Here is a 26,707-nt window from a genome sequence, read left to right as displayed (position 1 = left end):
ACTAACAATGAACACACTCTTCATCTTCACCGATTCCGAGTGCGGGCTCTGCCGAAGCTTTCGCCGCTGGCTCGAGAGGCAGGATAGCATCGTCTCCCTCCACTTCCTGCCCTATCAGAGTCCCGCGACGGAGAAGCGATTTCCTTTTCTCAAAGACCTCGACGCCGGCAAGGATCTGGTGGTGCTCAGCGAGGATGGCCGTTGGTGGCAGGGTCCCCCGGCTTGGCTCACTTGTCTCTGGGTGCTCCCCCGCTATCGCTCGTTGGCCCGGCGCCTCGCTTCTCCTCTTCTGCTTCCCATGGCCAGCCGGGCCTGCCAACTTTTGTCAGAAAAGCGCTTCCGCCTGGCCCACCTGCTTCAATTGGAAAATGAGGAGTTGCGCCATAAACTGCAAAGAGCCCCCTCCACCTGCACCGATTCCTGCCCCCGGCCGGAGTAGAGTCTATAGCCAGCCTTTGCGCTTGAAGTAGAGACAGAGGACCATCGCGAGAGTGAGGAGGAAGAGGAGGAAAACCGGATAAGCCCAGGGCCAGCTCAGCTCCGGCATATGGGCAAAGTTCATCCCGTAAATCCCCGCCAGAAAAGTCAGCGGCAGGAAAACCGCCGAGAGAGAGGTGAGAACCTTCATCACCCCATTCATGCGATGGCTCATCAGAGTGTAATAGAGATCCCGCAAACTGGCTGCGGTGTCCCGCAAATGATCGGCCTGCTCCACGGCCTGCACGGCATGATCGTGCAGGTCGCGGAAGTAGCGATGGGAACTCTCCCGCAACAAGGCGGAGTCGGAATTGCAGATTTGGAGGGCCACTTCCCGGGAGGGACGAATGAGCCGATAGGCCTGGGAAACTTCACTTTTGACCCCATGGATATCCGCCATGGCCACCGAATCCCCCTCATCGGCAATGATGCGGTCCTCGAGATTCTCGACCTTGTCGCCCAAGTGATCGACGAAGCGCAGATTGTGATCCGAAATCAAATCCAGGATGGCCCACACCAGATAGTCCGCCCCGAGACTGCGAATTTTCCGTTTTGGCTGATCGAGGCGTCGTTCCAAATCGGTGAGAAACTTGAGAGGAATCTCAGAGAAAGTGAGGACAAGATTTTCCTCATAGAGGAGGCAAAAGTGCACGGCCTCGATCTCGCCATCCTCATCCATGGCCACGGGCACCTTGAGCACGATGAAAAAACTGTCGGAAACTTCATCGATTTTGGTGCGGCTCTCCACATTGAGAATATCCTCCCCGGTCAGCGGATGGATGCCGAAGTGGGAAAAGAGGCGAGCCATTTGAGTGGCATCACCCAGGCCATTCCAGTGGAACCAGGTGATGCCCGCTGCGCTGTTCTCCTCCGGCAAATCCCGCACCCCCGTGATGGGTAAGCGCGAAATTTCCTGCCGATTGTAGCAAGTCAGCACCCCGCTCGCCTCAGCCGCCCGGCCCTCCACCAGCTCCTGCTCATTGAGGATGCTCTCGAAGGTGGACTGGGTGAGGAGGTGCTTGAGATACACGGAGAACGCGGGGGTTAGAGTCGCTCCAGCTTGGTCACGCGACCGATGGCGTTCCAATCCTGCACGATGATATTACCCTCGTTGTCCCAGCTGAGACCGTGGGGAGAGGTGAAGAGACCATCGTAGAGTTGCTCTGCCGGGATGGGTTTCTTGGCCCAGAGATTCTTGTCGGGCTGATCACCCAGGAAGGCAAGCGGCTGGCCATGTTTGCCCAGAATGGTCACGCGACCCTCCAATTCAGCCACCGCAACATGTTCCCCCCAGATGGAAACCGCACAAGGGCGGCGCAGATGGGTGGCGTGCACTCCCTTGAAGTTCAATTCGAGATCAAGGTGCACGAGACGACGGTTTTCGCGGTCGCAGACCAGCAGGAGTGGAGCCTCACCCCGGGTATCGAGGGAGATGCCGTGGCATGTGGTGAACTTGCCGTCCTCGGCTCCGCGCCCCCCTGCGGTTTTGAGGATTTTGCCGCTGGCATCGAACTTGTGAATGAGGTTCGAGCCATAGCCACAGGCGACGTAGAAGTGTCCTTCGGGGCCAACCGTCACCGCAGTCACCCCCTTGAATCCGCCCGGGATCTCGCCGGTGTTCTCATTAGGAATGGTCAGGAGAATCTGGCCTTCGCGGTCCAGCTTGAGCACTTTTTCGGCAGAGACGGCCGCTCCGATGAGGGCCTCCTGCTCCCCTTCTCCCACGGTGGCGAGGGAGTGCAGGGCCTTGGTCTCAGGACCGAAGCTGGTGACAAATTTTCCGTCTTGGTCGAACTTGACCACCCCGTGATCGGCCTCGGTGCTGACGTAGACAAAACCCTCGCCATCAACCGCGATACCGCCATGGGTCGGGCCCACATTGGCTCCGTCGGGCATGGCGGCAAAGCCCGGCACCGTGGCGAAGCGGAACTGACCGTTCCCGGTCTCCTGCACACTGGTGACTACTTTTCCAGCGGGAGGATGCTCGTGACCTTCATGAGCTTGGCCAATCATCGTGCTGGCCATCATTGCGGCAAAAATCGTTTTCTTCATGGTTTGCGTGCCCCCCTACGTCACTGGGAAAGCAAGCTTGCGTCAATGCCAAAGAAATCCGTCCCTTGCCCCCTTTTGCCAAGAGGCTGACAAAATCGATTGCCCCCCTCCCTCCCTTCACTCTATGGACGGGCCGTGACTATCAAACTCGACTTCGCCAATGCGGCCATCGCCGGACTCGTTCTCGCCAAAGTGGGTAATCCCTCCCGCGATGAACCCCTCCAAACCTCCAAGCAACTTTTCGAAGTCGAGGAAGACGATCAGCCCACCCTGACCAACATTTTCCTGCGCCCCTTCCGCAGCTTCTCCCTCATCGGGCAAAAATTCCACCACCACAATTCCCTCGAGGATCACGAGATCAACAACTGCGCGGCCGCCATCTTCGAAGACCCCCAAACCCTGCTCGACAAGGGCTGCCAAATTGCCACCCGCCTGCACAGCAAATCCACCCACCCCAATATCAAATCTGGCGACCTCTGCATCTCCCACATCACGGGCGTGCAGGTGGGGGAGGAAACCGTGGACGCGCTCTGCATCCTCAAGTCCGAGAGCGTCACTCCCTTCCTCAGCATCTCCGCCCGCGATGGCGACCTCCAGCTCAGCACTGAACACGGCATCAATCCCGAGAAAATCGATAAGGGCTGCCTCATCGTGAACCACTTTTCGCGCAAGGGCTTCTACGTTCTGACCTTCGACCGCGGCAGCTCGGAGAGCCGTTTCTGGGTCAAGGACTTCCTCGGCGTCATCGCCATCCCGGACAATGCCCTTTTGTCCAAGAAAGTGGCGGAAATGGCGGTCTCAGCAGTGGCAGAGAGCTCCGCCGCCACCCCACGCGATGAACAAAGCGAGGACGATACCCCCCCTTGGGAGGTGAATGCGGCGGCCAAAGAAGCACTTGCCTATTTCGATAACAAAAACCACTTCAGCATGGCCGAGTTCGAGGAACAGGCCCTGCGCACTCCGGAGGCCAAAGCCGCTTTCAAAGAAAAACGCAAACAACTGGAGGAGGAAAGCGGCGTCACCTTCGATGACGGTTTCGATATCTCGGTGAAAGATGCTTCCAAGGCGAAAAAGCTCATGAAATCGGTGATGAAGCTCGACACTGGGGTCGAAATCCGCCTCAAGCCCAAAGTGGTCGCCGAGCCCGGCAAGGTGTTGGAGAAAGGCTATGATGAAGAGCGGAAGATGAGCTACATCAAGGTCTACTTCCACAAGGAACAGAGCTGACCTTCGGCAAAATCTTGCACAGCCCCCATCCCCGGGCACATGACCTTGCTGGCCAAATCGGCTGGCATGGTTATGCGCTCATTGCTCCCCTTCCTCCTCTCTCCGGCTCTTTTCCTTCCCGCCTTCAGCGGAGAAGTGAGCGACTCTTTCGATTCCACGGCCCCAGGAGCTCTCCCCAACCCTCCCTGGAGCGAATCTTTCAATCAGGGCGGCAATGGTGACCAGCACCAACTCTTCACGGTAGCAAACGGCGCGGGCCGCCAGGGCTCCCGGGGGATCGCAGGAGAAACCGGAACCCTCCGTAGCAGCTACCGTGTGGTCCATGCCACTGCGCTGACGGCCAGGGAGTTCACTGTCTCGGTGGACTTTCAACTGAGCATCACCCATGTGCCACCGAGCGAAGCCAACCACGCCCTTTTCGGTGTTTTCCTCTCCACCGGCTCGGAGTGGTGGGAGGTCAATAGCAATAACAACACTGTAGCCTTCAACCTCCTCCGGCGCGGTGAGGGCACTCGCTTTGGTAGCAATGGCATCGGCGACGGGGCGGAAGAAGCCAGTTGGAAAGCGACGGGGTGGGAACCCCAGCATGTGCTGGGCCTGCCCGGCAGCCTCCCCAATCCGGGGGAAACCGCGAGCAGTGATTGGGCCACCCTCGAGCTCATCCTCAAACACCACTCGGGCAATCAATGGGACAGCACCGGCCGCGTGCGCAACAGCGCGGGCGAAGTCATCTATGCCATCACCACCGCGCGCCGCACCACCTTCGCTTGGGATGGTGAACAAACCCTCCACGCTGGCATCGCAGTGCCCTGGGTGGAATCCAATGACTTTCACGTGCTCGCCGCGGGGGGCGTGAGCAATCTCTCGCTGGATAACTTCCGCTTTTCCACCCCCGGAGAAGTCGTCAGCAACGCGCTTCCTCCCCACGGCCTCACCCTCCATCCCGCCACCGACGATCAGGATGGCAATGGCCTGCCCGATCTCTGGGAAGCCCTCGCGGGCTCCTTCACTCTTTCCCCCGAGGCCGACAGCGACGGCGACGGCTACACAAATGCACAAGAAGCACTGGCCGGCACCGATCCGCTGGATGACGCCAGCCTTTTCTCAGCCTCCCTCTCCTCCGCCCCTTCCAGCCTCCTCCTTTCCTGGCCCGATCTCTTTCAAAGGACGAGCGCGGTGGAAAGTTCCCTCGATCTTGGCGCAAATGGAGACTGGCAGGACTATCCTGGCCAAGCCATCCGGGAGGAAGGCCTCTGGCAGCTGGCAATCACCGATAACGAACCGAGGCAATTTTTCCGAGTCTCCACTCTGGCCAAGGACGACGATGGCGATGGCCTTCCCGACTGGATGGAACCGGCCCTGGGCTTTTCTTTCCAAAACCAGGGAAACCAATCCGCTGGCGGCCCGAAATCCTATGACACCGATGGTGACGGCAGCCCGGATGTCACCTTGAGTGGAGACTTGGCGGCCTTGAACGAAATCTACCGCCGCCCCGAAGAAGGCAAAGCTCTCACCGAAGCGCAGGCCGCGCGCTTGTTGCTCCAAGGCACCTTTGGCCCCGCCTCCCTCAGCGAAGTGCAACGGGTCGCGGCAATGGGGGCGGACGTCTGGCTGTCCGAGCAACTCGCCCAGCCTCCCAGCTTGACCCAACCTTATCTCGACGCCATCAAGGCCGACCTCGCGTCCGGACAAAGCGATGACAAGCTGGCCGGCTACTATGTGAACGGAGGGGGCGGCGGTTCCCCCTTCATCAGTGGCACCAACTTCATGACGGCCTGGTTGCGCGCCACATTGCAGGGGCCCGACCAACTTCGCCAGCGCGTCGCCTTTGCCCTTTCCCAGATTCTCGTCGCCTCCCGCGATGGCACCGGACTCGCCAACCAGGGGCGCGCCACCGCCCACTACTACGATCATTTGGTGAAGGGAGCCTTCGGCAACTACGAAGACCTTCTCCTCACCATTTCGCTCAGCCCCTACATGGGCCATTACCTCAGCCACCTCGGCAATCAGAAAGCCGATCCCGCCATCGGGCGCTATCCCGATGAGAATTACGCCCGCGAGATCATGCAGCTCTTTTCCATCGGCCTTTGGGAACTCCATCCCGATGGCACCCGGCGCCTGGACGCCAATGGCGAACCCATTGCCACCTACGGCAACTACGAAATCACCGAAGTGGCCAAGGTCTTCACCGGAGTGAACTACGCCGCCAACAACTTCGGAGGCGGCTGGCGCGACGATGGCGACAGCAACGATCAGTGGATGACCACTCCCATGAAAATCTTTGCCTCCCATCATGACTTCACCCCCAAACAAGTGCCTTTTGGTCTTTCCCCGGCGGGAGAACGCCACTACCAGACCATCCCCGCCCGGGCCGCTACGGACGAGAACGCCCGGCAAGATGTCCAGGACCTCGTCCACCACCTGGTGCATCACCCCAACTGCGCTCCCTTCGTCTCGCGCCAGTTGATTCAATTCCTCGTCACCTCCAATCCCTCCCCGGCCTATGTAGCCCGGGTGGCGGCGGTCTTCTCCGACGACGGCACGGGCACGACCGGCAATCTCGCAGCCGTGGTGCGGGCCCTCCTGCTGGACCCCGAGGCGCGCGATCCCCTGCAACACCTGGCCACCGCGCATTTCGGGCAGTTCCGCGAACCCACCGTGCGCACGGTCCACCTTATGCGCTTACTGCAACTTGACCGCCACCGCGACATTCTTTGGTGGGACTGGGGCTACTACGCCGACCAAAGCTTGCAGGAACCCATGCGAGCCCCCTCCGTTTTCAATTTCTATCGTCCGGATTTCCGCCTTTTTGGTCCCCTGGCGGAAAGGCAGCTCGATTCCCCCGCGCTGGGCATCGTCAATTCCTACTCCTCGGTCTCGTTCCCCAACTATCTTTGGAAAATTTGTCAGGAAGGGGTGGAGCACCCCAATGGCGACCGCTTCTACGCCGACAAGACCTTTCCTCCCGACCTCGCCCCCTTCACCGCCTTGGCGCCGGATATCCCCGCTCTGCTCGATCGACTGTCCCTCCTGGTTTGTGGTGGCACACTGAGCGCGGAATCCCGGGCCACCATCAGCGAGGTGCTGGCTTCGGAGCCCAATTTGGAAAACCGGGCCCGCCTCGCTCTCTTCCTCACCCTCAATTCTCCGGAGGGCTCCTGCCTCAAATAACTCTCCTTGCCCCCGCCCTTTCTCGCCATGAAACCCGTCAAAACCCGCCGCCAATTTCTTGGAGAAGCCTCCTGTGCCACCATCGGCTGTGTCTCCACCCTGAGCAGCATTCTCAATCTCAAGCTCGCCAATCAGGCCGCCGCCGCCAGCCTGGGAGCCGGGAACGATTGCAAAACCCTGGTCTGCCTCCTCCTCGCGGGCGGCTGCGATTCCTACAATCTCCTCGTGCGCCGGGATGACGGCTACCAAGCCTACGCCCAATCCCGTAGCAACATGGCCCTCGGCCACAACGCGGGCGGGGCGGACGCCCTCCTCCCCCTCAATCAAATCTCCGGAAATGACGGCCACCTCTACGGGCTCCATCCCTCCTGCCCGGAACTGGCGGAAATGTTCAATGGCACGGGAGCTTTCTCCAGCCACGGCCGCCGCCTCGCCTTCGTAGCCAATCTGGGGACCTTGATTCAACCCACCACCCTACGTGATTACCGCGAGGGTTCGGTGCCTCTTCCCAAGTCCCTTTTCTCCCACATCGACCAGATCAACCAATGGCAAACCTCTCTTCCCCAGGGAGCGGCCGAACTCACCGGCTGGGCTGGACGCATGGCCGATCTACTGCACTCGCAATACAACAGCGGAGCGACTTCGATGTCCATCTCCCTCGCCGGTAACAACGTTTTTCAAATCGGCAAAGCGACCCAACAGTTCGCCATCACCCCGGAGGGCGCACTCTTACCCAGTGGAAACCAGCCGAGCCTGCAGAGCACCTCCGGACGAAAGAACCGAGCCTTGGAGAGCCTGCTCAGCGCTACCTACAACAACCTCCTGCAAGATTCTTTCGCCTCCCACATGGAAACCTCCTTCGAGGCCCAGCAAGCCTTCAAGGGCGTTTACGATGCCATCGACATCTCCGGCATTCCCGAAGAAGTCATCAACCCTCTCACTGCCAGCGGAATAGGACGCAACCTTCTCGCCGCAGCCAAGACCATCAAAGCCCGGGAAGCCCTCGGCCTGCGGCGAAACACGATTTTTGTGCAGCGGGGGGGCTGGGATCACCACGGCGAACTGCTCAACACTCAGGCCGGGATGTTGGCCGAACTCTCCCCCGCCCTGGCAGCCTATCAGCTGGCTCTGGAACACCTCGGGGTGGCCGAGAACGTCATCAGCTACACGGCCTCGGACTTCGGGCGCACCTTGCGCTCCAATGGCCGCGGCACCGACCACGCCTGGGGAGGAAATCAGCTGGTCTGGGGGGCCCCCGTGCAAGCGGGCAAAGTCCACGGCCACTTCCCCGACCTCACCCTTGGGGGCGCGGACGATATCGGTCTGGGCGGGCGCATGCTCCCCTCCACTTCCATCGACCAATTTTTCGGCGAAATGGCCACTTGGTTCGGCGTCTCCAGCGCGGATATGCCCGCCGTCCTCCCCAATCTCCCCAATTTCGCCGATGGCGGCCCTCTCGGTTTCCTCGCCTAGCGCCCGCTAGAACTCACAATTTCCCGGAGTGCGTGGGAAGGGAATGACGTCGCGAATATTGCCCACCCCGGTGACGAACATGACCAGTCGCTCGAAGCCCAGGCCGAAGCCCGCATGGGGCACGCTACCGTATTTGCGCAAATCCAGATACCAATTATACCCCTCACTCAAACCCTCTTCGTCCATGGCCGCCTTCAAGCGCTCATAGCGCTCTTCCCGCTGGCTGCCCCCGATCAATTCCCCAATCCCCGGCACCAGCAAATCCATCGCCGCCACGGTCTCACCATCATCATTTTGCCTCATGTAGAAGGGCTTGATCCGCGAAGGGTAGTTGTAAACGGTCACCGGCGCCTGGAAATGCTTTTCAGTGAGATAACGCTCGTGCTCACTCTGAAGATTTTCCCCCCAGGCTACGGGATAGGAAAATTTCTCGCCGCTTTTCTGGAGAATCTCGACCGCCTCAGTGTAGCTGACACGCACAAAGGGTTTATTAAGAACCTGCTGCAGACGTCCGGCCAGGCCCTTGTCGACAAATTTGGCAAAGAGGGCGAAGTCTTCCGGCATCCCTTCCACCACCTCCCGGACCATCTCACGAACAAACTCTTCTGCCAAATCCATGTCTCCCGCCAAATCGCAAAAGGCGACCTCGGGCTCAATCATCCAGAACTCCGCGGCATGGCGCGAGGTGTGCGAGTTCTCCGCCCGAAAGGTGGGTCCAAATGTGTAAATATTCGACAGCGCACAGGCGAAGGTCTCTCCTTCCAGTTGCCCGCTCACGGTCAGATAGGCCGCCTTTTCAAAGAAGTCCTCCTCCGGCTTACCGCCTCCGGCCAAGGGATCGTGGGTCGTGACCCGAAACATCTCCCCCGCGCCCTCACAATCGCTGGCGGTGATGATGGGAGTGTGCACATTGACAAAATCCCGCTCGGCAAAGAAGCGATGCACCGCCTGGGTGAGCCGACTGCGCACTCGAAAAATCGCGCCGTAGAGATTCGCCCGGGGACGCAGGTGCGCGATTTCGCGCATGAACTCGGCAGAGTGCCGCTTCTTCTGCAAGGGGTAGTCCTCGGGAGCTTCTCCCAGCAGCTTGAGCGCGGTAGCCCGCATTTCCCACTGTTGCCCCTTGGCTGGCGAAGTCACCAAATCACCCACCAGGGTCAGGGATGCCCCCGTGGTCAGCCGCTTCAAATCCTCCCAGCCGGGAATACCCTCATCGGCCACCACCTGCAAGCTGCCCAGGCAAGAGCCATCATTGATTTCCAGAAATGAAAATCCCTTGGCATCGCGGCGGGTGCGCACCCAACCAGCCACCTCGACCCCGCTGCGCTCAGCATCACTCGCCAGGACGTTCCGAATCAGTTCTCGTTTCATGGCGCAACTATTCACGTAAGCGACGGAAAAACTCAAGTCTCATCACCACCGGGATCGAGCCAACGGCGGATTGGAGCTGAAGGCGCTGCCGGTCCGCCTCCGGAAAGGGTTCGTCGCAGCGAGCAAAATGAGATTGCCCCTCTGCGGGGAAAGCCCTTTGCTATCCGCAATGAAGGAAAAGGGAATTTTGTGGGTGCGACTCTTGGCCGGGTTGGGCATGGCGATCAGCGCTTATCTCGTCATCTTGAAAGCGACCGGACAGATCAGCTCCATCGCGGGCTGCGGAGACGGGAGTGGTTGCGCCAACGTCCTCGGCTCACGCTGGTCCCAAGTGTTTCACCTCCCCGTCAGCGCCCTCGCCCTCGCGTGCTACGGTGGCATTTTCGCCCTCACCTTCCGCCCCCATCCCGTTCTTATCCAGGCTGCCGCTTACCTTCTCTTCGCCGCAGCCGCGTGGTTCATGGGCTTGCAACTCCTCTTGCTAAAAACCTTTTGCCCCTGGTGTCTGGCGACCCACATCACCGGAGTGGCGACCGGAATCGCCCTCTTGCGCAGCCGCACGGAACGCTCACCGGCCTCACCTTCCCTCGCTCTCGCCACCGGAGGGATTCTCTGCCTGGTCCTTGGCCAACTCGTGGGGCCCACTCCGGATACCCACCTCCTCACCTCCAGCCCCACCGACCAAAAGGCCCCGGGCGTGACACCCGCCAGCGAACGGAAAGCTGGTGAGCGCTTGATTGGCTTCCCCGACCGGCAGGACCGGTTGCCGCTGAAAGAACTTCCCCACTTTGGCCCTCAGGACGCCCCCCACCTGCTGGTGAAATACTTTGACTACACCTGCGGCTCCTGTCGCGACATGCACAAGGATCTGGCCCAGCTGCAAGCCACCTACCCCGGTCAAGTGACCGTCGTCGTTCTCCCCACCCCGCTCAACCGTGCTTGCAACAAGTATCTGAGCCCGCAAATGATGGATCACGAGGGAGCCTGCGAGCTCGCCAAGCTGGCCCTCATCGCCTGGAAATACGCCCCGGACGATTTCCCGGCTTTTCACGAATTTCTCTTCCAATCACCCACCCCGACCCAGGCGCGGGCCAAGCTCAAGGAGTATCTCCCCCGGGAAGCCCTGGCCGAAGGACTGCAAGACGATTGGGCCGACCAACGCATCCAGGCCCACACCGAAGATTACCGGCGTATGACCGCCCGCACTGCCCGCATGCCCAAGCTCGTCATCGACGGAGCCTCCGTGATGCATGGGCTCAGTAAATCAACGGAGGCCTTTGTGGCCACGATAGCCAAGCAGTTGGGCTTGTAAAAACTAGCGCAATCCAGTGGGAGCGGTAGCCTTGGGCTTCTCGAACTCCAGAGAGGTGATCCCAGTGGTGCGCCCGTCCTCGCCGTAGGACTGCACTTTCATGGTCTTGATGGAGTATTCGCCGCCCCCGACCCGCATGATCTCCGTCACTTTGAAGACCTTGATGCACTTGCCATCAGCGCGATAGCCATTGATTTGCATGAGAGCTCCCGACTTTTTGTGAACCCAGACATCGACGGTCTTGTAGCGCCCCACCGCCTTGGGATTGACGAGGCGGACCTTCCAGGCATCACGCCCGACTCCCAGGTTTTCCTCTCCCAAGGTCTCTCCGTTGGGCCAGTAAAGAAACGACATCGCGAGGTCTTCATAAGTCAAATCTGTCCCCATCACAGGAGCGGTGATTTTCTTTTTGTCAAAGCGCCTGATCTTGTTCCCGACCCCCTCGAAGAGATCATACTCGTTGTCCGCCAGCTTCAGCTGGAATTTGTTCCAAACCTTGTTGTCATAGACTTGGAACTCAACCCCTTCGTTCTCGTGAAGAAAAAGTGCGATGGGCACTTCGCCGGGCCGGCCATTCTTCTGCAAGGTGCCGCGCAGACTGGTGTCTTGCAGGGTGGCCACGTAGCGGGCCGTGCGCAGAATATCATCGGCCGCAGGCAATTGAGCCTGCAATCCCAGCATACTGAGCAGGAACAAAACGGTGGTGAGGAGGGTTGTTTTCATATCGTGGAGAGAAGTGTTCGGCCATAAGACGCGGCTGGCAACTGGTTATTCAGGGAGGAAAGCGACAAACTCAGGCGAGCCTGTCTCGCAAATTGGCCTTCCTGACTCTTCGCGTCACGATTTTGTCACCTGGCCGCCTCTGGCCCGCTCTTGCCAAGGTTTGCCGGGAACGGTTAGCTCCTTTCTCCACCTCAGCCTTCAATTCATCCCAGTTGCTCGTGAAATTCCTTCTTACCCTTCTTGTTCTCGCCCAGTCCCTGTTGGCAGAAACCTCTCTCCGCCAAACTCCCATCAACCACTTTCAGGTCATCGGCACCCACAACTCCTACCACCTGGCTCCTCACGAAGCCGAGCGCAAACTCATAGCCCTCAAGAGCGAAGCGCAGGTGGAAAGCCTGGAATACAGTCACCCCCCCCTGCGGGACCAATTCGCGGCTGGCATTCGCCAAATTGAACTCGACTGCTTCGCGGATCCGGAAGGAGGCCGCTATGCCCGTCCGGCCGCCCAGGAACTCGCGGAGTTTCTCAAAATCCCTTTCCAGCCCCAGTCCGACCCCGAGGGACTTCTGGAAAAGCCCGGCACCAAGATTCTTCACTTTCCCCACGTTGACTTCCGCACCACCGTGCTGACCTTGCAACAGGCACTCAGCGAAGTGCGCGACTGGTCCCGCACCCAGCCTGACCACTTTCCCCTCTTCGTGCTTCTCGAGCTCAAGGGCTCCAGCGAGGATTGGCAACCGGAGGCTTTGGCCGCCTTGGAAGAAGAAATCCTCGCCATCATTCCCCGGGAGCACCTGCTGACTCCCGACGATGTCCGGGGCCAGCACGAAACCCTACGCGCCGCCGTGCTCAGTGACGGTTGGCCCTCCCTGGCCCAGGCGCAGGGCAAGATCATGCTCGCCCTCGACAATACCAACCAGGTCCTCACCCATTACCTCGCCCCGGATGAGACCGTAAAGGGACGGTTGCTCTTTCCCTCCTGTCCGGACGAACGGCATCCGGCTGCCGCCTGGTTCAAGATGAACGACCCCATCAACGAATTCGCTCTCATCAAAGCGCGTTCTCAAAAGGGCTTCCTCATTCGCACCCGCGCCGATGCCGGCACCCGCGAAGCCCGGGCCAACGACACCACCCGCCGCGAGCGGGCCTTTGCCAGTGGAGCCCAATACATCAGCACCGACTTCCCCACCGCCAATCCCGCCTTTTCCGACTACGCGGTCACTCTGCCCGGCGGCTCTCGGGAATGCCACTACTTCCGCCCCCAGCCCCCCAAAGGGCGCGAGGAAACCCGCTGAATCCCGGGTTTCAAGACTCGGAGATTTTCAATTTTCAACGTCCCAGTGTCCCCGCCGACCGTCTCCCCGGGCCCGGCCGCTTTTGCAAATCATCACCCAAGTCAGCCCGCATCTCTTCCGCGAGAGCCTGCATCTTGGCCAGGACCTCCGGGTGCTCCGCAATCACATTGCGTGATTCCCCCACGTCCTCGCCCAGATGGTAAAGCTCCAATCCCACCTGCGGCCAATGGTATTTCCCACGACGGCCATCCTGCCCCGGATTCTTGCGCTCTTCCCGCCACTTGTGGGGAAAAATCAGCTTCCACGGCCCCATTCGCATCGCCTCCAGATTGTTCTTTCCGTAGTAAAAAAAGTAAGCGTCCTGCACTGGACCTTCTTTTTCGCCCGAGAGCATGGGCCAGGCATCGACGCCATCGATTTTTCGCTCCGGGAGAGGCACTCCCAACAAGCCCGCCACCGTGGGAAGCAGATCAATGGTCATCCAGGTCTCGTCCCGCACCTGACCGGGGGCCAACCGGGCCGGCCAACGCATCACACAGGGCACGCGCACCCCGCCCTCCCAACTGGTCCCTTTGCTGCCGCGCAAAGGTCCCACCCCGCCACCATGATTCCCGTAGGTCATCCAAGGACCATTGTCGCTGGTAAAAATGACCCAGGTATTCTCCGCCAAATCCAGCTCCGCCAACTTGTCCAAAATCTGCCCCGTGGACCAGTCAATCTCCTGAATGACATCCCCGTAGAGCCCTTGAGCCGAACTCCCCGCCCGCTCGGGTGAAACATAGAGCGGCACGTGCGGCTGGGGATGAGCCAGATAGAGGAAAAAGGGCTGCTCCCGATTCTCCTCGATAAAGCGCACCGAACGCTCCGTGATCCACTTCGTCATGTAGGTCTGGTCCTCCACCCGGAAGAGCACCTCGTCATCTTCGATCAAGGGCAGCTTGGGGTAGTTTTTTCCTTTCTCCACCGGACCACTAGGCCACATGTCGTTGGAGTAGGGGTAGCCCAGGTAATCATCAAAGCCATGGTGAACAGGGAGAAATTCGCGGTGATGTCCCAGATGCCACTTGCCATAAGCAGCGGTGGCATAGCCTGCCTGCTGGCAGATTTCCCCCAAGGTCACCTCCTCTGGGTGAAGGCCCTGATTGGCATTGGGCCCCAGCGCCCCCGCAAAGCCAATGCGATTGGCATAGCAGCCCGTGAGCAAAGACGCCCGCGAAGCCGAACACACCGCTTGCGAGACATGAAAATCGGTGAAGCGAATCCCCTCCTTTGCCAATTGATCGATACGCGGGGTCTCCCAGCCCTCCGCGCCCTGACAGCTCAAGTCCCCGTAGCCGAGGTCATCACAATAAATCAGCACGATGTTGGGCTTCTCAGCACACAGAACCCCGGCCAAACCAAGGGAAAGAGAAATCAGTTTCATGAAGGACAGGAAACGCCTCCTGCTTGTCACTTTTGTCAAAATTTTAACAGGGTGACAATATTCTCCGCCCCCGGCGAAAGAAATCTCCCGTGACTAGCTGCCCCTCTGGCGAAAAGGTCCCGATGGCTTCGTCCGGGATCACCGCCTCAGCCCAAGTCCGGCCGCCCGTAGAGGGTGTAGCCAGTGGAATCCTCGACGAGAACATCGAAGATTTCCCCTTCCATGCGGTCAACATCGCCGTCAAAGATGACGATCTTATTATGCACGGTGCGCCCGCTGAGGCGTTGCTTGTTGGTCTTGCTCGCTCCTTCACAAAGCACTTGCTGCCGGGTGCCGATGAGGGCCGCGTTCTTGGCCTTGGTGATCTCACCTTGGATGCGCAGCAGCTCCTGGTTGCGCTCTTCCTTGACCTTCTCGGAGAGTTGCCCCTCCATCTCGGCGGCAGGAGTATCCTTGCGCTTGGAGTAACGGAAAATGAAGCTGTTATCGAAGCCAATGTGCTTCACACAATCGACCGTGGCCAAGAAATCCTCTTCCGTTTCGCCCGGGAAGCCCACGATGATGTCGGTGGTGATGGCCATGTCAGGCCGTGCGGCCTTCATTTTTTCGCAAATGGCAATGAATTTCTCGTTCTTGTAAGGGCGGCGCATGGCCTTGAGAATGCGGTCGCTGCCACTCTGCATGGGGAAGTGAATGTGGGAGCAAAGCTTGGGCAAATAGGTAAAGGCCGCCACCAGATCATCGCGATAGCCGATGGGATGCGGACTGGTGAAGCGGATGCGCTCGATGCCATCCACCTCGTGCACGGCTTCCAGGAGCTGCACGAAGGGCGATTTGCCGTCCACTTTCTCAAACTCGGTGCGCCCATAGAGATTCACGATCTGGCCGAGCAGGGTCACCTCCTTCACTCCCTGGTCACGGAGCTGCTTGACCTCATCGACAATCTGCCGGATGGGCCGCCCGCGTTCGCGGCCCCGGGTATCGGGCACGATGCAGAAGGAGCAGCGCATGTTGCAGCCCTGCATAATGCTGACAAAAGAGCTGGCCCCCTTTTTCTGGGAAGGAATGTGGTCCCGGATGGTATTCTGGCTCCCCTCTTCTTCCTCGATATCCACCAGTCCTGCCGAGAGCGGCTTGGGCTTGCCATTGCCCCCGAGGGGACGGATGGAGACCTCGTCCTCCACGCGGGTGGTGACCATCTCGCCTCCCACCTCGTCCATGCGGTCGACCAGGCGGCTGCGCAAAATCCCGTCCACATGGTGGAAGACGCGGTGATACTTCTGGGTGCCCACCACCACGTCGAGGTGGGGAATGCGGTCGAAGAGCTCCGCGCCCCGGCTCTGCGCCATGCAGCCCATGAAGCCATAGACCACATGCGAGCGCTCCTCGCGGTGCTTGCCCATCATGCCCATCTTGCCCAGAGCCTTTTGCTCAGCTTGATCACGCACCGAGCAGGTGTTGACGAGGATGGCGTCAGCATCAGCCTCGTCCTTGGTCAAGGTGTAGCCACCGTCCACGAACTCGCGAGCCACTTGCTCGGAGTCGCGTTCGTTCATCTGGCATCCGTAGGTCTTGATAAATACTTTCGGCATGGGGCGGGAGGCGAGGGTTTAGCGGCTTTTGGAGAAAATTCAATACCGGAAGCAAGCCGATTGCGAAGGAGGGGTCAGGGTCTTCACTGAACCGCCGAGTCGCAAAGGGCGGGGAGGAATCGCGGAGACCGGGGCTTTGAGATTTGAAATGAACCGCAAAGCCACAAAGTCCGGTCAAAGAAGCCCTTTCTCAAAAAGACAGTCCTCTGTGCCCTTTCTGCGTCAAAAAGGACAAAACCACCTCAAGTCCCATCCCTTCTGGTCCAAAAAAACCTTCGCGTCTCCGCGTTTTCGCGGTTCCTTTTCCCCAAGCGCAAAAAGAGCGGAGGATTTCTCCCCCGCTCTTCTCTAGAAAATCAGAAGCTTCGCTCCGGCTTAGAAGTAGAAGCGCATCCCGATCTCGATCTGAGTCAGGTTGTCGCTGATTTCGTCAGCCACGCCGAAGACATCGTCGGGAGACCAGGAGAAGTTCACACCGCCGTAAACGGCCATGTGGGAACGGAAGAAATACTTCACGCCCAGCTCACCGGAGAAGGCGAAGCCGTCCTCGCCACCGATTTCCTGGTTATTCACGGAGTCGAACTTATCGCCGGAAGCCGCGTAGGAAACACCCGCGCCGATGTAGGGAACCCACTTGGTGCCAGTGGCAAAGTTGTATTCGGTGAAAAGACCGAAACGGCTGTCGCGAAGGATGTCACCATCTTCACCGGCCCAATCGATGGAGAAACCAACCTCCCAGTTGTCGCGCAGGAACCAACCGTAGGTGAGGTTAAGGTCCCAAGCCACGCCGTCTTCCAGGTCGAGGCTGCCACCTACTCCAAGTTCCTGCGTGCCTGCGGAAAGCATGGGAAGGGAATCGTTGGCCACGTTCATGAAGCCGGAATTTCCGCCAGTCTGCTGGAGACCGACGCCGTCGTTCACCACGCTACCGGCATAGGCAGCCGCAGTGGTCGCGATTGTTCCCGCGACGAGGAGTGTTGCGTATTTTTTCATTTTATTTTTTCTTGGGATGAGTTCAACGCCCCTTGGGCAGAGTCTCCACAAAGAACTGCCTAAGGGGCCGTCGCGGAGACAGAGTCACAAAATGGGGCAATTGGCCACGGAAATTTTTATAAATTATCGATAAACTAAAATCAAACTTTTCTTGACTAATTCTCACGAATTCGATCCTTCGCTATTCCCGTCATGTTACCTGCCATCGACCAGTTTCTTCTTTTCCTCGCCACTGAGCGGGGCCTCTCTCCGGCCTACCAACTCTCAGTCCGCCAATCTTTGGAAAGCCTTGCCCGATGGGGGGAAACAACGGGAAAAAAATATCCCGGAGAGCTAGACACCACAGATTTAACCAATTTTCTCACTCATAGGCGCCAAGAAGGCCTCTCGGCCTCTTCACAACGAATCCTGGTGGTGCACTTGAAAATTTTTTTTCGCTTCCTCGTCACCCGCCAGGGTCTGGATCAAGATCCGGCTGAACCGATTTTCACCCCCAAGGAACCGGCGCGCTTGCCCGAGACTCTTTCCAGCACCCATTTGGAGACGCTCTTGACCGGGATCAATCCCGACCGCCCTCTAGGCAAACGCGACTTGGCCATGCTCGAGCTCTTCTACTCTTCGGGCCTGCGTCTCTCCGAACTCTGCGGGGTGCGCATGGAGCATTTTGACGACGAGGAGGGCTTGTTACGCGTGACCGGGAAGGGCAGCAAGACCCGTCTGGTGCCCATCGGGGGGCGGGCGCTCCAGGCCATTGCGCACTACCTGCGCGACGAGCGCCCAAACCTGGTGAAGAGCGGGAAGACCTCCTCCCACCTCTTTCTCTCCGTGCGCGGCGGCCCCCTTTCCCCCGACCGGGTGCGGCAAATCGTCAAGCAGCGGGCCCGCGAGGCCAATCTCCCTCAAAATATCTACCCGCACCTGCTGCGCCACTCCTTTGCCACTCACTTGCTGGAGGGCGGGGCCGACTTGCGGGTCATCCAAGAGCTCCTGGGCCACGCCGATATCTCCACCACCCAGATATACACCCACCTCGACCAGAAACATCTCCAGCAGACTCATCGCACTCACCACCCTCGGGCCTGACTGACGGAGTGCGCCCTTCCCCTGCCACCGCCCTCACCCGACCATCCTTTCCTTCCAAATGCCATCTCTTGACCCGATTTACCTCTGCGGACCAACGGCTTCCGGGAAAACCGGCCTCGCCATCGCCCTGGCCAAGAAATGGAATGGCGAGATCGTCAATGCCGATGCCTACCAACTCTACCGTGGCTTGGAGACCCTTGCGGCCAGCCCCACCGCAGCCGAGCAAAGGGAGGTCCCCCACCACCTCTTTTCCCAACTCGACCTTTCCGCCAGCCTCGATGCCCACCGCTACCGGGAGATGGCCCGACCTGTGATTGCCGCTATTCAAGAGCGGGGCAGCATTCCCCTCGTTGTCGGTGGCTCCGGACTCTACCTCAAGTTTCTCACCCACGGCCCCTCACCCGTGCCCCCCGGCGACCCCGCGCTTCGCCAAACCCTTGACCAGCGTCCGCTGGAGGACCTTCTCCGCGAATTGACGGAGCTCGACCCCGCCGAAGCCGCCTCTATCAACCGACAAAACCGGCGCTACGTTACCCGCTCCTTGGAACTCTGCCTCCTCACCGGCAAACCCGTCTCCCAATTGCGCCGCGACTGGAAACAGCCCCCGCCCCCCGGCTTGCGCGGAATCTATCTCGACTGGCCTCGCGAAGAACTCGCCCAACGCATCGCCCAACGAAGCGAACTGATGTTGGCTGGGGGAGCCATTGAAGAAGTGGCCGCCCTCCCTTCCAACGCAACGACATCCTCCAAAGCAATTGGCGTTAAGGAAATCAAGGACTATTTACACGGGAAAAACTCACTCGCCGAAACGGGAGAGCGGATCACCATTGCCACCCGGCAATACGCCAAACGGCAGCGCACCTGGTTCCGCAAGGAAGGCTGGCTGACCCCCTGCCAGCGCAACGAGCTCTCGCAGCAGACAGAGGCCGCACTTTTCGGATTTGATTTTCAAGAACCAAAGTAGGACCCTTCCCCGTGCGCATCTCCGACCGCTACCTCGGCCGCCAGGTCTTCACCGGCACTCTCATGGGCGTCATCCTGCTCTGCGTAATCTTGATCATGGGGATTCTTTTCCAGGAGATTCGCGAACTCCTCGTCAAGTTCCAGGCCCCCCCTGCTCTGGTGGCGAAATTCCTTCTCTACAGCCTGCCCTACCCGCTGATGTTCGCTCTCCCGGTCGGCTTTCTTACCACCGTGCTCCTCGTCATTGGCCGACTCTCCAGCCAGAATGAGCTCGTCGGCTTCCGCACCTCCGGGGTCAGCCTCGTTCGTCTCACCCGCCCCATCTTTGTTCTCGCCTTCTTCTTCAGCCTTCTTTGCTGGTTTCTCTCCGGGCTGGCCTCTCCCTTGGCCAAATTCCACTCCCGGGAACTGATTGACGAGACGCTGAAAAACGACCCCCTTTCCCTTCTGGCGGCACGCTCTGAGACCAAGTTGCCCGGTTTTCAAGCTTTTGTGACCGAAAAGGAAGGGGACACTCTCAAGGGCTTCCACCTCTACCAGCTTTCGGGTCAGGAACGCAATGCCAAGCCCGAAACCTACGTTTACGCCACCTCGGTAGACCTTGAGATCGACAAGAAGATCGACAGTTTTATCCTCTCGTTCCAAGACGCCTTCATCGAGGAGATCGTTCCGGTAGAAGAAGGAGGTGGCAGCAAATTCATCACCGCCTCCACCGCCGAGCCTTGGCCCCTTGCCTTCCCGGCCCAACGCATCCCCGACAAGCCCAGCTACCGCACCAATTTCAAGCTCTTTCGCCAACTGGCCGACTCCCCCTCCCAACGAGACTTCAACCGCATTTCCACCGAACTGCAAAAACGCCACGCTCTCTCTTTTGCCTGCGTGGCCTTCGCCTTCATCGGCATCCCCCTCGGCATCACCTCCCGGCGTCGTGAAACCGTTTCAGGCCTCGTCACCGCCCTCATCGTCGCTCTCATCTACTTCGTCCTCCTCATCACTGCGGAGAACTTCGAGGACTACCCCGTCCTCTGCTCCCTCATGATGTGGCTCCCCAACTTCCTTTGCCTCAGCATCGGCTTTGTCCTTTTACGCAAGGCAAGCCGCTTGTAGCCCCCGGCCAATGTGAAACATCCCGCCCCACTCGTCCCGGCTTTGCCCAATCTCGCCCTTCTGGGTGCCCTGCTTCTCACCCTCGCCACCCTGTTGGGCGCCTTCCACTGGCAACTGGAAATCCTCACTCACTTCCGCCTGCCCTACGCGCTGGGCTACCTCCTTCTCCTCATCATCCTGCTCCATCTTCGCTTCCAAAAAAGGGCCGCCCTCCTCGTTCTCGCCCTGCTGCCCCATCTCTTCGCCCTCGCCCCCCATTACTGGCCTGGGGCCCGCGACCGCCGCCCCGCCCACGGCCCGGGATTTCGCCTCCTCGCCTTCAACGTCCTTTCCTCCAACGAGCGCTATGACGAAGTGCACGCCCTCATCATCCGCGAAGACCCCGACCTCATCTTCCTACAGGAAATCGACTTCCAATGGAGCAACGCCCTCGCCGACCTCGCCCGAGGCTACCCGCATTCCGTGCCCCAGACTCGCCACGGCAACTTCGGCTTTCTCCTTCTTTCAAAGATCCCCATCACCAAGTCAAAAGTCCACATCAGCCCCGAGGTCGGCAGCCCCTTTGTCATAGCCACCTTGGCCTGGCCCGACGATCCCGCCCGCACCTTCACCTTCGCCGGAGCCCACCCTGCCCCTCCATCCAGTGCAGCCAATGCCCGCAGACGCAACGCCACCCTTCGCAGCCTGCTCCACCTCACCGACGCCAGTAATCCTCTCATTCTCGCAGGAGACTTCAATTGCACCCCCTTCTCTCCCGCCTTCGCCCCCCTGACCCGGGACCTTCGCCAAGGGGCCGCCGGCCGGGGCTACTCTGCCACCTGGCGACGCTGGCACCCCCTGCTGGGCATCCCCATCGACCATATTCTCGCCAGCGACCACTGGCTCATCCGCAATTACCGCATTGGCCCCAAATGCGGTTCCGACCACAGCCCTCTCATCGCCGATATCCAATGGCTCGACTAACTCATCCCAACCAGAGCCATTCAACTAGGGAGAAGATTTTGTCGCGATAGGTTTTCCTTGCTCCAATCTCAAGAGAGAGGGAGATTGCGCTTCGAGGCGGAGAAGCTAGGGTGGAGTGATGAAAGCCTTCGCTGCCGCCTTTCTACTGGCCACATCGCTCCCAAACAGCGCGCAGACCGAGCTGATCACGCTGGGAGACTCACTAACTTTTGCTTATGAGGCGGAATTCGGGTTCCAGATTTCCATTCCTTTCGGTGAGACCTATGGCGATGGCTTTGACCCCGAAGAAGTGAAAAATTGGGCCGAGATTCTTCATCAGGAACGGTCGCCTGATTTTGACCTGGGAGCCCGGCAAACTTTGACTGCTGACTTCAGCTTTTTCTCCTACGATCTCTACTTTCGCCAGGATCACAACTGGGCCGTCCCTGGTCTGAAAATCAACCAATTGAGACGATTCTTGGATAATGAAGCGACCTTGCTGGAACTCATTGCGGAGGATGAGGATTTCGCGGCTTTTGCCGACATCCTCGCAACGACTGACTTCGAATTCGAGCTCACCGAAATGGAGCAGCAAATTGCGAACTCAGAGGGTCGCCTGGTCTTTTTCATTGGTGGCAATGATGCGGACTCCATCTACCATCTCGTCTACGAGGGAAATCCTCCTGCCGATTTTATCAGCGATTATCTGGCTGATTCCGCTGCGATTCTTGACCGGGTGCAAGAACTCAATCCGGATTTGCCCATTGTGCTGGTGAATCTGCCCCATGTGGGCATCACGCCGCTCATCAAAGAAGCCCACCCCACTGATGAAGTGAAGACCGGTCGGGCGACGGCGTTTTTCGGCGAACTCAACCGGCAACTGGCGGAGCTCGCCCAGTCGCGAGGGATTGGCTATGCCGATATTTTTTCTGCCACCCTCCCCCTACTCGGGGAGCAGGCCCTTTCCGTCTACGGGGTGCCATTTGCCAATGCGGGCTCGGCGGAGGGCGATTTGAATTTTGTCTGGTTGGATGGTCCTTTTTCGATGAATTTTCATCCCAACACCTCGGCGCAAATTCTCATTGCTAACGAAATCGTCGGCGCCTTCAACGAGAAATACGGCACCGCCCTGCGACCCTTGGGAGCAGAAGAAGCGCTCACCACCCTACTGCGACGCGATCCGTCGGCTGTCGATATGGACTTCCCGACATGGGCCATCAGTTACTCTCTACCCGAACTCTCACAGGACGATGACAGCGATGGCGACGGTTTGACGGCGGGGCTCGAATTTGCCTTGGGCCTCAACCCTCAACTCTCTGACTCAGAAAAAATCACTTCTACTCAGGTCGAAGTGGAGGGGAACTCCTTTCTCGAAATCGCCTACCCGCTGCGCTACCCCGCTTCCAGCCATGTCACTCTGATGCCTCAATCCACCGCCGACCTGGCCACAGGCTTCAGCGATTTTGTCACCTTGCCGGCCGAGGGTAGCGACGGACTCTTCCGAGCTCGTCTCCCCCTCGAAAGGACTCGTGGCTTTCTGCGCCTGGAAGCGCGGCCGCAGGAGTAAAAAGCCGTCTTCAGGACAGAATCTCGCGCACCACCCGGGCGGGATTGACCCCGGTGAGTTTCTGGTCCAGTCCTTGGAAAGGGAACGTCAACTTGTTGTGGTCGAGCCCAAGGCGGTCGAGGATGGTGGCATTGAAATCGCGCACATGGACTCCGTCCTTGACCACGTTGTAGCAGAATTCGTCGGTTTCGCCGTGGACGAGGCCACCTTTGACCCCTGCGCCCGCCATCCAGGTGGAGAAACAACGCGGGTGGTGATCGCGGCCATAATTGTCGTGGGCCAACTCGCCCTGGCAGTAGGTGGTGCGACCGAACTCGCCCCCAAAGACGACGAGGGTGTCCTCTAACAACCCACGCTGCTTGAGATCCTGAATGAGACCCGCGCAGGCTTGGTCGACGTCGTAGGCTTGACCTCGAATCTGCTTGGGCAAACGCACGTGGTGGTCCCAGCCGCGGTGAAAGAGCTGGATGCAGCGCACATCCCGCTCAGCCATCCGCCGGGCCAAAAGGCAATTGCGCGCGAAGGAGCCGCTTTTGTGAACCTCGGGACCGTAGAGGTCGAGAACGTGGTTGGGCTCATCGGACAAGTCTGCCAATTCGGGCACCGACATCTGCATGCGGAAGGCCATTTCCTGCTGCGCGATGGTGGTTTGAATCTCCGGATCACCGACTTGGGCGAGGTGGCTCTCATTCATCTCGGTGACAAAATCGAGCATCTGATGGCGCACCTTGCGGGTCACCCCGGCGGGATTGGACAAGAAGAGCACGGGATCCCCGGAAGGCTGAAAGGCCACTCCCTGATGCTTGGAGGGCAGGAAACCCGAACCCCACAAGCGGCTGTAGAGAGCTTGCACATTGCTGGTGCCTCCCGTCCAGAAAGCGGAATTCAGCACCACAAAATCAGGCAAATTTTCGTTCATGCGACCCAGCCCGTAGCTCAACCAGGCACCCAGACTGGCTTTGCCCGGAATCTCGTTGCCGGTGCAAAAGAGAGTCTTTCCGGGGTCGTGATTGATGGCATCGGTCTGGGTCGATTTGATCAGGCAGATGTCATCGATGATAGAACCATGATGGGGCAAGAGTTCGCTCAAGTAAGTTCCGTTTTTCCCGTGGCGGTGGAACTTGAACATGGACGGCGCGATGAGCTGGGCTTTGCCCTTGGTCATTGCCGTCACCCGCTGGCCATTGGTCACACTTGGAGGCAAGGGCTCCTTGAAGCGTGCGGCCAGCTCGGGTTTGTAGTCAAAAAGATCCATTTGGCTGGGTGCACCCGCCATGAAAAGGAAGATGACGCGCTTGGCCTTGGGGGTCCGGTGGGGGCCATCGCCGGCCTTTCCCCCGGCCGCCTGGACCTGGGAGAGCAAGGAGCCCATGGCCGCCGCCCCCAGCCCCATGCCAGTGGTGTTGAGAAATTGGCGGCGATTGAGGAAATCCTGTTCGGGAAAAAGAGCTTTCATAGGTGGGAATCAGTCGCGATTGCGAATGGCATCAAGATTGAAAAGGCTGTGCACGAGAAGAGTCCAGGCCGCGTATTCCCCCCGCTGGGCAGCATCCGGCAAGGCCGGGAAGAGCTCGACAGCCGCGCCCTCATCCTCCCGGTAGAGCTCCCGGAAGGCCGCCAGAGCCTTCTCCATGCGGCTCTGGGTCTCTTCATCGGGCTCCCGGGCGGTGAGGGTCTCATAAAGTCGGCTGAGGCGCTCCTCTTGGGAGGTTTCCCGCTGGGTGAGCAATCCTTCGGCTAGCTTTTTGGCTGCCGCAAAATACTCCCGCTCGTTCATCATCACGAGAGCTTGCAAAGGGGTATTGGTGCGCTCCCGGCGAGCCACACAGGCATCCCGGTTGGGAGCGTCGAAAATGGTCATTTGCGGAGGCGGCAATCCCCGTTTCCAAAAGGAATACACACTGCGACGATAAATCTCATCTCCCTCGGCGGGCTGGAAGGTGCGGGGAAAGGACGAGGGCATGGTGACGATTTTCCACAAACCCTCCGGCTGGGGAAACTTGACACTATATCCTCCCATCTCCGGGTTGAGCTGCCCGCTCACCGCCAGAATCTGGTCGCGAATGACCTCGGAATCGAAGCGATAACGGGAGCCCCGGGCCAGCAGACGATTACTCGGATCGCTGACGAAATCCTCCTCGGGTGCTGCCGATTGTTGGCGATAGGTCTCGGTGAGGACCAGTGACTTCATCAGGGCTTTGATGTCCCAGCCCGATTCCATGAAGCGCAGAGCCAGGTGGTCGAGAAGCTGGGGATGACTGGGCCACTCCCCTTGTGCGCCAAAGTCCTCCGAAGTTTTCACTAGCCCCACACCAAAGAGCTGCTGCCAGAAGCGGTTGACGGCCACCCGGGCGGTGAGCGGGTTCTCGGGCGCGGTCAGCCACTCGGCCAGGTCGAGGCGGCTCTTGGGGCCATCTTTCTCTATCGGAGGGAGGAAATGCGGGGTTTCGCGGGGCACCACTTCCCCGGGATTGTCATAGGCTCCCCGGATCAAAATGTGGGCAGGCCTAGCCTCCGCCCGCTCTCGCATCACCATCGCGCCACGATACGTCTGGCGGATTTCTTCCCGCTCTTTTTCCAAGGCAGGCCGCTGGGGAGCATCGGGGGGCAGTGTGGCAAGCCGGGCTTCGATTTCCGCCACCCGGGCTTCCTGATCCGGCGTTCCCACCATGAGGTAGGGCGGCTGCAATCCTTTCTTGAAGTCCGGGGTGCCCCGTCGACCAGTCTCAGGTTCCCCATCGAAGTTGTTGAAAAAGGCGGACATCGAAAAGAAGTCCCGCTGGGTGATGGGATCGTATTTGTGGTCATGACAAACGGCGCACTCCAGAGTGAGCCCCATGAACGCGGTCCCCACCGCCGCGACCCGGTCGATGACGTTTTTTGTGAAACTCTCTTCCGGTAAGGCCGTGCCGACATCGATGATGATGTGTAGACGATTGAATCCCGAGGCCACCAGCTGGTCCGTTGTCGGCTCTTCGTAGAGATCGCCAGCCAATTGGTAACTGGCAAACTGGTCGTAGGGCAGATTGTCATTGAAGGCCCGGATGACCCAGTCCCGGTAGGGGCTGAAGTCACGGTAGTGATCGTGATGGGCTCCATTGGTATCAGCAAAACGGACCAAATCGAGCCAATACTTGGCCATGTGCTCGCCGTAGCGAGGGCTGGCCAAGAGGCGATCGACGAGGTTCTCGTAGGCCTGGGGACTTTCGTCAGCAAGAAAGGCGTCGATCTCATCCAGAGTGGGCGGAAGCCCGGTCAAATCAAAGGTCAGTCGCCGTATCAAGGTGCGACGATCCGCTCTTTCACTGGGTTGCAGGCCCTTTTCCTCCAGGCGAGCGAGCACAAAGCGATCGATAGGAGTGGTGGCCCAGTCGCTCAGCTGCACGGCGGGCGGCTCGCTCTCGCGGGGCGGCTCGAAGGACCAGAAGGCTTCATACTCTGCCCCTTGCTCGATCCATTCTTTCAGAAGATTCTTCTCCTCTTCTGTAAGCGGCTTGACATGGGATTTTTCCTCCGGGGGAGGCATGATGTCGTCGGGAGCCTCGGCGATGATGCGCTGCCAGACCGCACTAGCGGCGAGGTCCCCCGGCTTAATGGCCGCCACTCCATCACTCACCCGATAAGCGCCGTCCGGCGCCTCCGCCGTATCCAGCCGCAGGTCGGCCTTGCGCCCCTTGTCGCCATCCGGGCCGTGGCATTGGATGCACTTTTTGGACAAAATGGGACGAATGTCTTGATTGAAGCGGATTTCCTCCGCGTTCAACAAGAACACACCCGGGCAGTAAATGAAGAAAAATTTGAGCCAATGCTGCATGGGAAAAATGGTGATGGAGCTACGGGGCGACTCGCCCAATCTATCAACACCTCTTTCCCGGAAACAGAAAAGCCCTCCACCTCGCCCAAGACCAAAAATCGGGTGAGATGGAAGGACTTTAC

20 protein-coding genes are annotated in these 26,707 nt (G+C 59.3%); 11 read left to right on the top strand and 9 right to left on the bottom strand.

Going from position 1 to position 26,707, the window contains the following annotated elements:
* Nucleotides 1-7: 7 nt before the first annotated feature.
* Complete coding sequence (locus JIN78_RS01370) at nucleotides 8-439, top strand: thiol-disulfide oxidoreductase DCC family protein (RefSeq protein WP_200390127.1); 432 nt, start codon at nucleotides 8-10, stop codon at nucleotides 437-439.
* Nucleotides 440-442: 3 nt separating this feature from the next.
* Here the strand turns inward: JIN78_RS01370 and corA are convergent, their stop codons facing one another.
* Both corA and JIN78_RS01360 read right to left on the bottom strand, forming a co-directional pair.
* Nucleotides 443-1,507 (bottom strand): magnesium/cobalt transporter CorA, encoded by a 1,065-nt coding sequence (corA, locus tag JIN78_RS01365; RefSeq protein ID WP_200390126.1) that lies wholly within the window; start codon nucleotides 1,505-1,507, stop codon nucleotides 443-445.
* A gap of 14 nt (nucleotides 1,508-1,521) precedes the next feature.
* Complete coding sequence (locus tag JIN78_RS01360; RefSeq protein ID WP_200390125.1) at nucleotides 1,522-2,529, bottom strand: NHL repeat-containing protein; 1,008 nt, start codon at nucleotides 2,527-2,529, stop codon at nucleotides 1,522-1,524.
* 135 nt (nucleotides 2,530-2,664) lie between these two features.
* Between JIN78_RS01360 and JIN78_RS01355 the strand changes: the two genes are divergently transcribed.
* From JIN78_RS01355 to JIN78_RS01345, 3 genes are all read left to right on the top strand, one after another.
* The gene (locus JIN78_RS01355; RefSeq protein WP_200390124.1) at nucleotides 2,665-3,756 is read left to right on the top strand and encodes a nucleoid-associated protein; all 1,092 of its coding nucleotides are present in this window, start codon (nucleotides 2,665-2,667) and stop codon (nucleotides 3,754-3,756) included.
* A gap of 72 nt (nucleotides 3,757-3,828) precedes the next feature.
* Entirely contained in the window at nucleotides 3,829-6,927 is a 3,099-nt protein-coding gene (locus JIN78_RS01350; RefSeq protein ID WP_200390123.1) for a DUF1800 family protein, read from the top strand.
* A gap of 27 nt (nucleotides 6,928-6,954) precedes the next feature.
* On the top strand, nucleotides 6,955-8,400 hold the full coding sequence (locus tag JIN78_RS01345) for a DUF1501 domain-containing protein (protein WP_200390122.1): 1,446 nt from the start codon (nucleotides 6,955-6,957) through the stop codon (nucleotides 8,398-8,400).
* A 6-nt stretch (nucleotides 8,401-8,406) separates the two neighbouring features.
* On the opposite strand, the gene asnS is transcribed toward JIN78_RS01345, so the two are convergent.
* Nucleotides 8,407-9,771 (bottom strand): asparagine--tRNA ligase, encoded by a 1,365-nt coding sequence (gene asnS, locus JIN78_RS01340; RefSeq protein ID WP_200390121.1) that lies wholly within the window; start codon nucleotides 9,769-9,771, stop codon nucleotides 8,407-8,409.
* Between the two features lie 169 nt (nucleotides 9,772-9,940).
* Here asnS and JIN78_RS01335 point away from each other — a divergent pair, with 169 nt between their 5' ends.
* Nucleotides 9,941-11,083, top strand: a complete 1,143-nt coding sequence (locus tag JIN78_RS01335; RefSeq protein WP_200390120.1) for a vitamin K epoxide reductase family protein — start codon at nucleotides 9,941-9,943, stop codon at nucleotides 11,081-11,083.
* Between the two features lie 3 nt (nucleotides 11,084-11,086).
* Here JIN78_RS01335 and JIN78_RS01330 read toward each other — a convergent pair whose 3' ends face one another.
* Nucleotides 11,087-11,806, bottom strand: a complete 720-nt coding sequence (locus JIN78_RS01330) for an outer membrane lipoprotein-sorting protein (RefSeq protein WP_200390119.1) — start codon at nucleotides 11,804-11,806, stop codon at nucleotides 11,087-11,089.
* Between the two features lie 218 nt (nucleotides 11,807-12,024).
* On the opposite strand from JIN78_RS01330, the gene JIN78_RS01325 reads away from it, so the two are divergent.
* The gene (locus JIN78_RS01325; RefSeq protein ID WP_200390118.1) at nucleotides 12,025-13,101 is read left to right on the top strand and encodes a Ca2+-dependent phosphoinositide-specific phospholipase C; all 1,077 of its coding nucleotides are present in this window, start codon (nucleotides 12,025-12,027) and stop codon (nucleotides 13,099-13,101) included.
* 34 nt (nucleotides 13,102-13,135) lie between these two features.
* On the opposite strand, the gene JIN78_RS01320 is transcribed toward JIN78_RS01325, so the two are convergent.
* The 3 genes from JIN78_RS01320 to JIN78_RS01310 form a co-directional block, all read right to left on the bottom strand.
* The gene (locus tag JIN78_RS01320) at nucleotides 13,136-14,524 is read right to left on the bottom strand and encodes a sulfatase family protein (RefSeq protein WP_200390117.1); all 1,389 of its coding nucleotides are present in this window, start codon (nucleotides 14,522-14,524) and stop codon (nucleotides 13,136-13,138) included.
* A gap of 146 nt (nucleotides 14,525-14,670) precedes the next feature.
* A complete protein-coding gene (locus JIN78_RS01315; protein ID WP_200390116.1) occupies nucleotides 14,671-16,116 on the bottom strand; it encodes a MiaB/RimO family radical SAM methylthiotransferase in 1,446 nt (481 codons plus the stop codon).
* Between the two features lie 375 nt (nucleotides 16,117-16,491).
* Nucleotides 16,492-17,109 (bottom strand): outer membrane beta-barrel protein, encoded by a 618-nt coding sequence (locus JIN78_RS01310; RefSeq protein WP_200390115.1) that lies wholly within the window; start codon nucleotides 17,107-17,109, stop codon nucleotides 16,492-16,494.
* Between the two features lie 192 nt (nucleotides 17,110-17,301).
* Here JIN78_RS01310 and JIN78_RS01305 point away from each other — a divergent pair, with 192 nt between their 5' ends.
* The 5 genes from JIN78_RS01305 to JIN78_RS01285 all read left to right on the top strand — a co-directional run bounded on the left by JIN78_RS01305 (nucleotide 17,302) and on the right by JIN78_RS01285 (nucleotide 22,771).
* A complete protein-coding gene (locus JIN78_RS01305) occupies nucleotides 17,302-18,192 on the top strand; it encodes a tyrosine recombinase XerC (RefSeq protein ID WP_200390114.1) in 891 nt (296 codons plus the stop codon).
* Between the two features lie 58 nt (nucleotides 18,193-18,250).
* Complete coding sequence (gene miaA / locus JIN78_RS01300) at nucleotides 18,251-19,156, top strand: tRNA (adenosine(37)-N6)-dimethylallyltransferase MiaA (protein ID WP_200390113.1); 906 nt, start codon at nucleotides 18,251-18,253, stop codon at nucleotides 19,154-19,156.
* An 11-nt stretch (nucleotides 19,157-19,167) separates the two neighbouring features.
* A complete protein-coding gene (locus tag JIN78_RS01295; protein ID WP_200390112.1) occupies nucleotides 19,168-20,262 on the top strand; it encodes an LptF/LptG family permease in 1,095 nt (364 codons plus the stop codon).
* A 12-nt stretch (nucleotides 20,263-20,274) separates the two neighbouring features.
* The gene (locus tag JIN78_RS01290) at nucleotides 20,275-21,225 is read left to right on the top strand and encodes an endonuclease/exonuclease/phosphatase family protein (protein ID WP_200390111.1); all 951 of its coding nucleotides are present in this window, start codon (nucleotides 20,275-20,277) and stop codon (nucleotides 21,223-21,225) included.
* 118 nt (nucleotides 21,226-21,343) lie between these two features.
* Nucleotides 21,344-22,771: an SGNH/GDSL hydrolase family protein gene (locus JIN78_RS01285; RefSeq protein ID WP_200390110.1), complete on the top strand. Its 1,428-nt coding sequence runs from the start codon at nucleotides 21,344-21,346 to the stop codon at nucleotides 22,769-22,771.
* A gap of 10 nt (nucleotides 22,772-22,781) precedes the next feature.
* Here JIN78_RS01285 and JIN78_RS01280 read toward each other — a convergent pair whose 3' ends face one another.
* Together JIN78_RS01280 and JIN78_RS01275 are read right to left on the bottom strand one after the other, a co-directional pair.
* On the bottom strand, nucleotides 22,782-24,227 hold the full coding sequence (locus JIN78_RS01280) for a DUF1501 domain-containing protein (protein WP_234037704.1): 1,446 nt from the start codon (nucleotides 24,225-24,227) through the stop codon (nucleotides 22,782-22,784).
* A 9-nt stretch (nucleotides 24,228-24,236) separates the two neighbouring features.
* A complete protein-coding gene (locus JIN78_RS01275) occupies nucleotides 24,237-26,543 on the bottom strand; it encodes a PSD1 and planctomycete cytochrome C domain-containing protein (RefSeq protein WP_200390109.1) in 2,307 nt (768 codons plus the stop codon).
* Nucleotides 26,544-26,707 lie beyond the last annotated feature (164 nt).

This window comes from Roseibacillus ishigakijimensis, from assembly GCF_016595415.1.
In the GTDB taxonomy this organism is placed as follows: domain Bacteria; phylum Verrucomicrobiota; class Verrucomicrobiia; order Verrucomicrobiales; family Akkermansiaceae; genus Roseibacillus; species Roseibacillus ishigakijimensis.
The sequence above is the reverse complement of the archived record's forward strand: the minus strand, read 5'-3'. Positions and strand labels throughout refer to the sequence as shown.

Bases quoted from the DNA above. Each gene is read 5' to 3' on its own strand.
- JIN78_RS01370 (WP_200390127.1), top strand. From the start codon at position 8: ATGAACACACTCTTCATCTTCACCGATTCCGAGTGCGGGCTCTGCCGA.
- JIN78_RS01360 (WP_200390125.1), bottom strand. From the start codon at position 2,529: ATGAAGAAAACGATTTTTGCCGCAATGATGGCCAGCACGATGATTGGC.
- JIN78_RS01350 (WP_200390123.1), top strand. From the start codon at position 3,829: ATGCGCTCATTGCTCCCCTTCCTCCTCTCTCCGGCTCTTTTCCTTCCC.
- JIN78_RS01345 (WP_200390122.1), top strand. From the start codon at position 6,955: ATGAAACCCGTCAAAACCCGCCGCCAATTTCTTGGAGAAGCCTCCTGT.
- asnS (WP_200390121.1), bottom strand. From the start codon at position 9,771: ATGAAACGAGAACTGATTCGGAACGTCCTGGCGAGTGATGCTGAGCGC.
- JIN78_RS01335 (WP_200390120.1), top strand. From the start codon at position 9,941: ATGAAGGAAAAGGGAATTTTGTGGGTGCGACTCTTGGCCGGGTTGGGC.
- JIN78_RS01330 (WP_200390119.1), bottom strand. From the start codon at position 11,806: ATGAAAACAACCCTCCTCACCACCGTTTTGTTCCTGCTCAGTATGCTG.
- JIN78_RS01320 (WP_200390117.1), bottom strand. From the start codon at position 14,524: ATGAAACTGATTTCTCTTTCCCTTGGTTTGGCCGGGGTTCTGTGTGCT.
- JIN78_RS01315 (WP_200390116.1), bottom strand. From the start codon at position 16,116: ATGCCGAAAGTATTTATCAAGACCTACGGATGCCAGATGAACGAACGC.
- JIN78_RS01310 (WP_200390115.1), bottom strand. From the start codon at position 17,109: ATGAAAAAATACGCAACACTCCTCGTCGCGGGAACAATCGCGACCACT.
- JIN78_RS01305 (WP_200390114.1), top strand. From the start codon at position 17,302: ATGTTACCTGCCATCGACCAGTTTCTTCTTTTCCTCGCCACTGAGCGG.
- miaA (WP_200390113.1), top strand. From the start codon at position 18,251: ATGCCATCTCTTGACCCGATTTACCTCTGCGGACCAACGGCTTCCGGG.
- JIN78_RS01285 (WP_200390110.1), top strand. From the start codon at position 21,344: ATGAAAGCCTTCGCTGCCGCCTTTCTACTGGCCACATCGCTCCCAAAC.
- JIN78_RS01280 (WP_234037704.1), bottom strand. From the start codon at position 24,227: ATGAAAGCTCTTTTTCCCGAACAGGATTTCCTCAATCGCCGCCAATTT.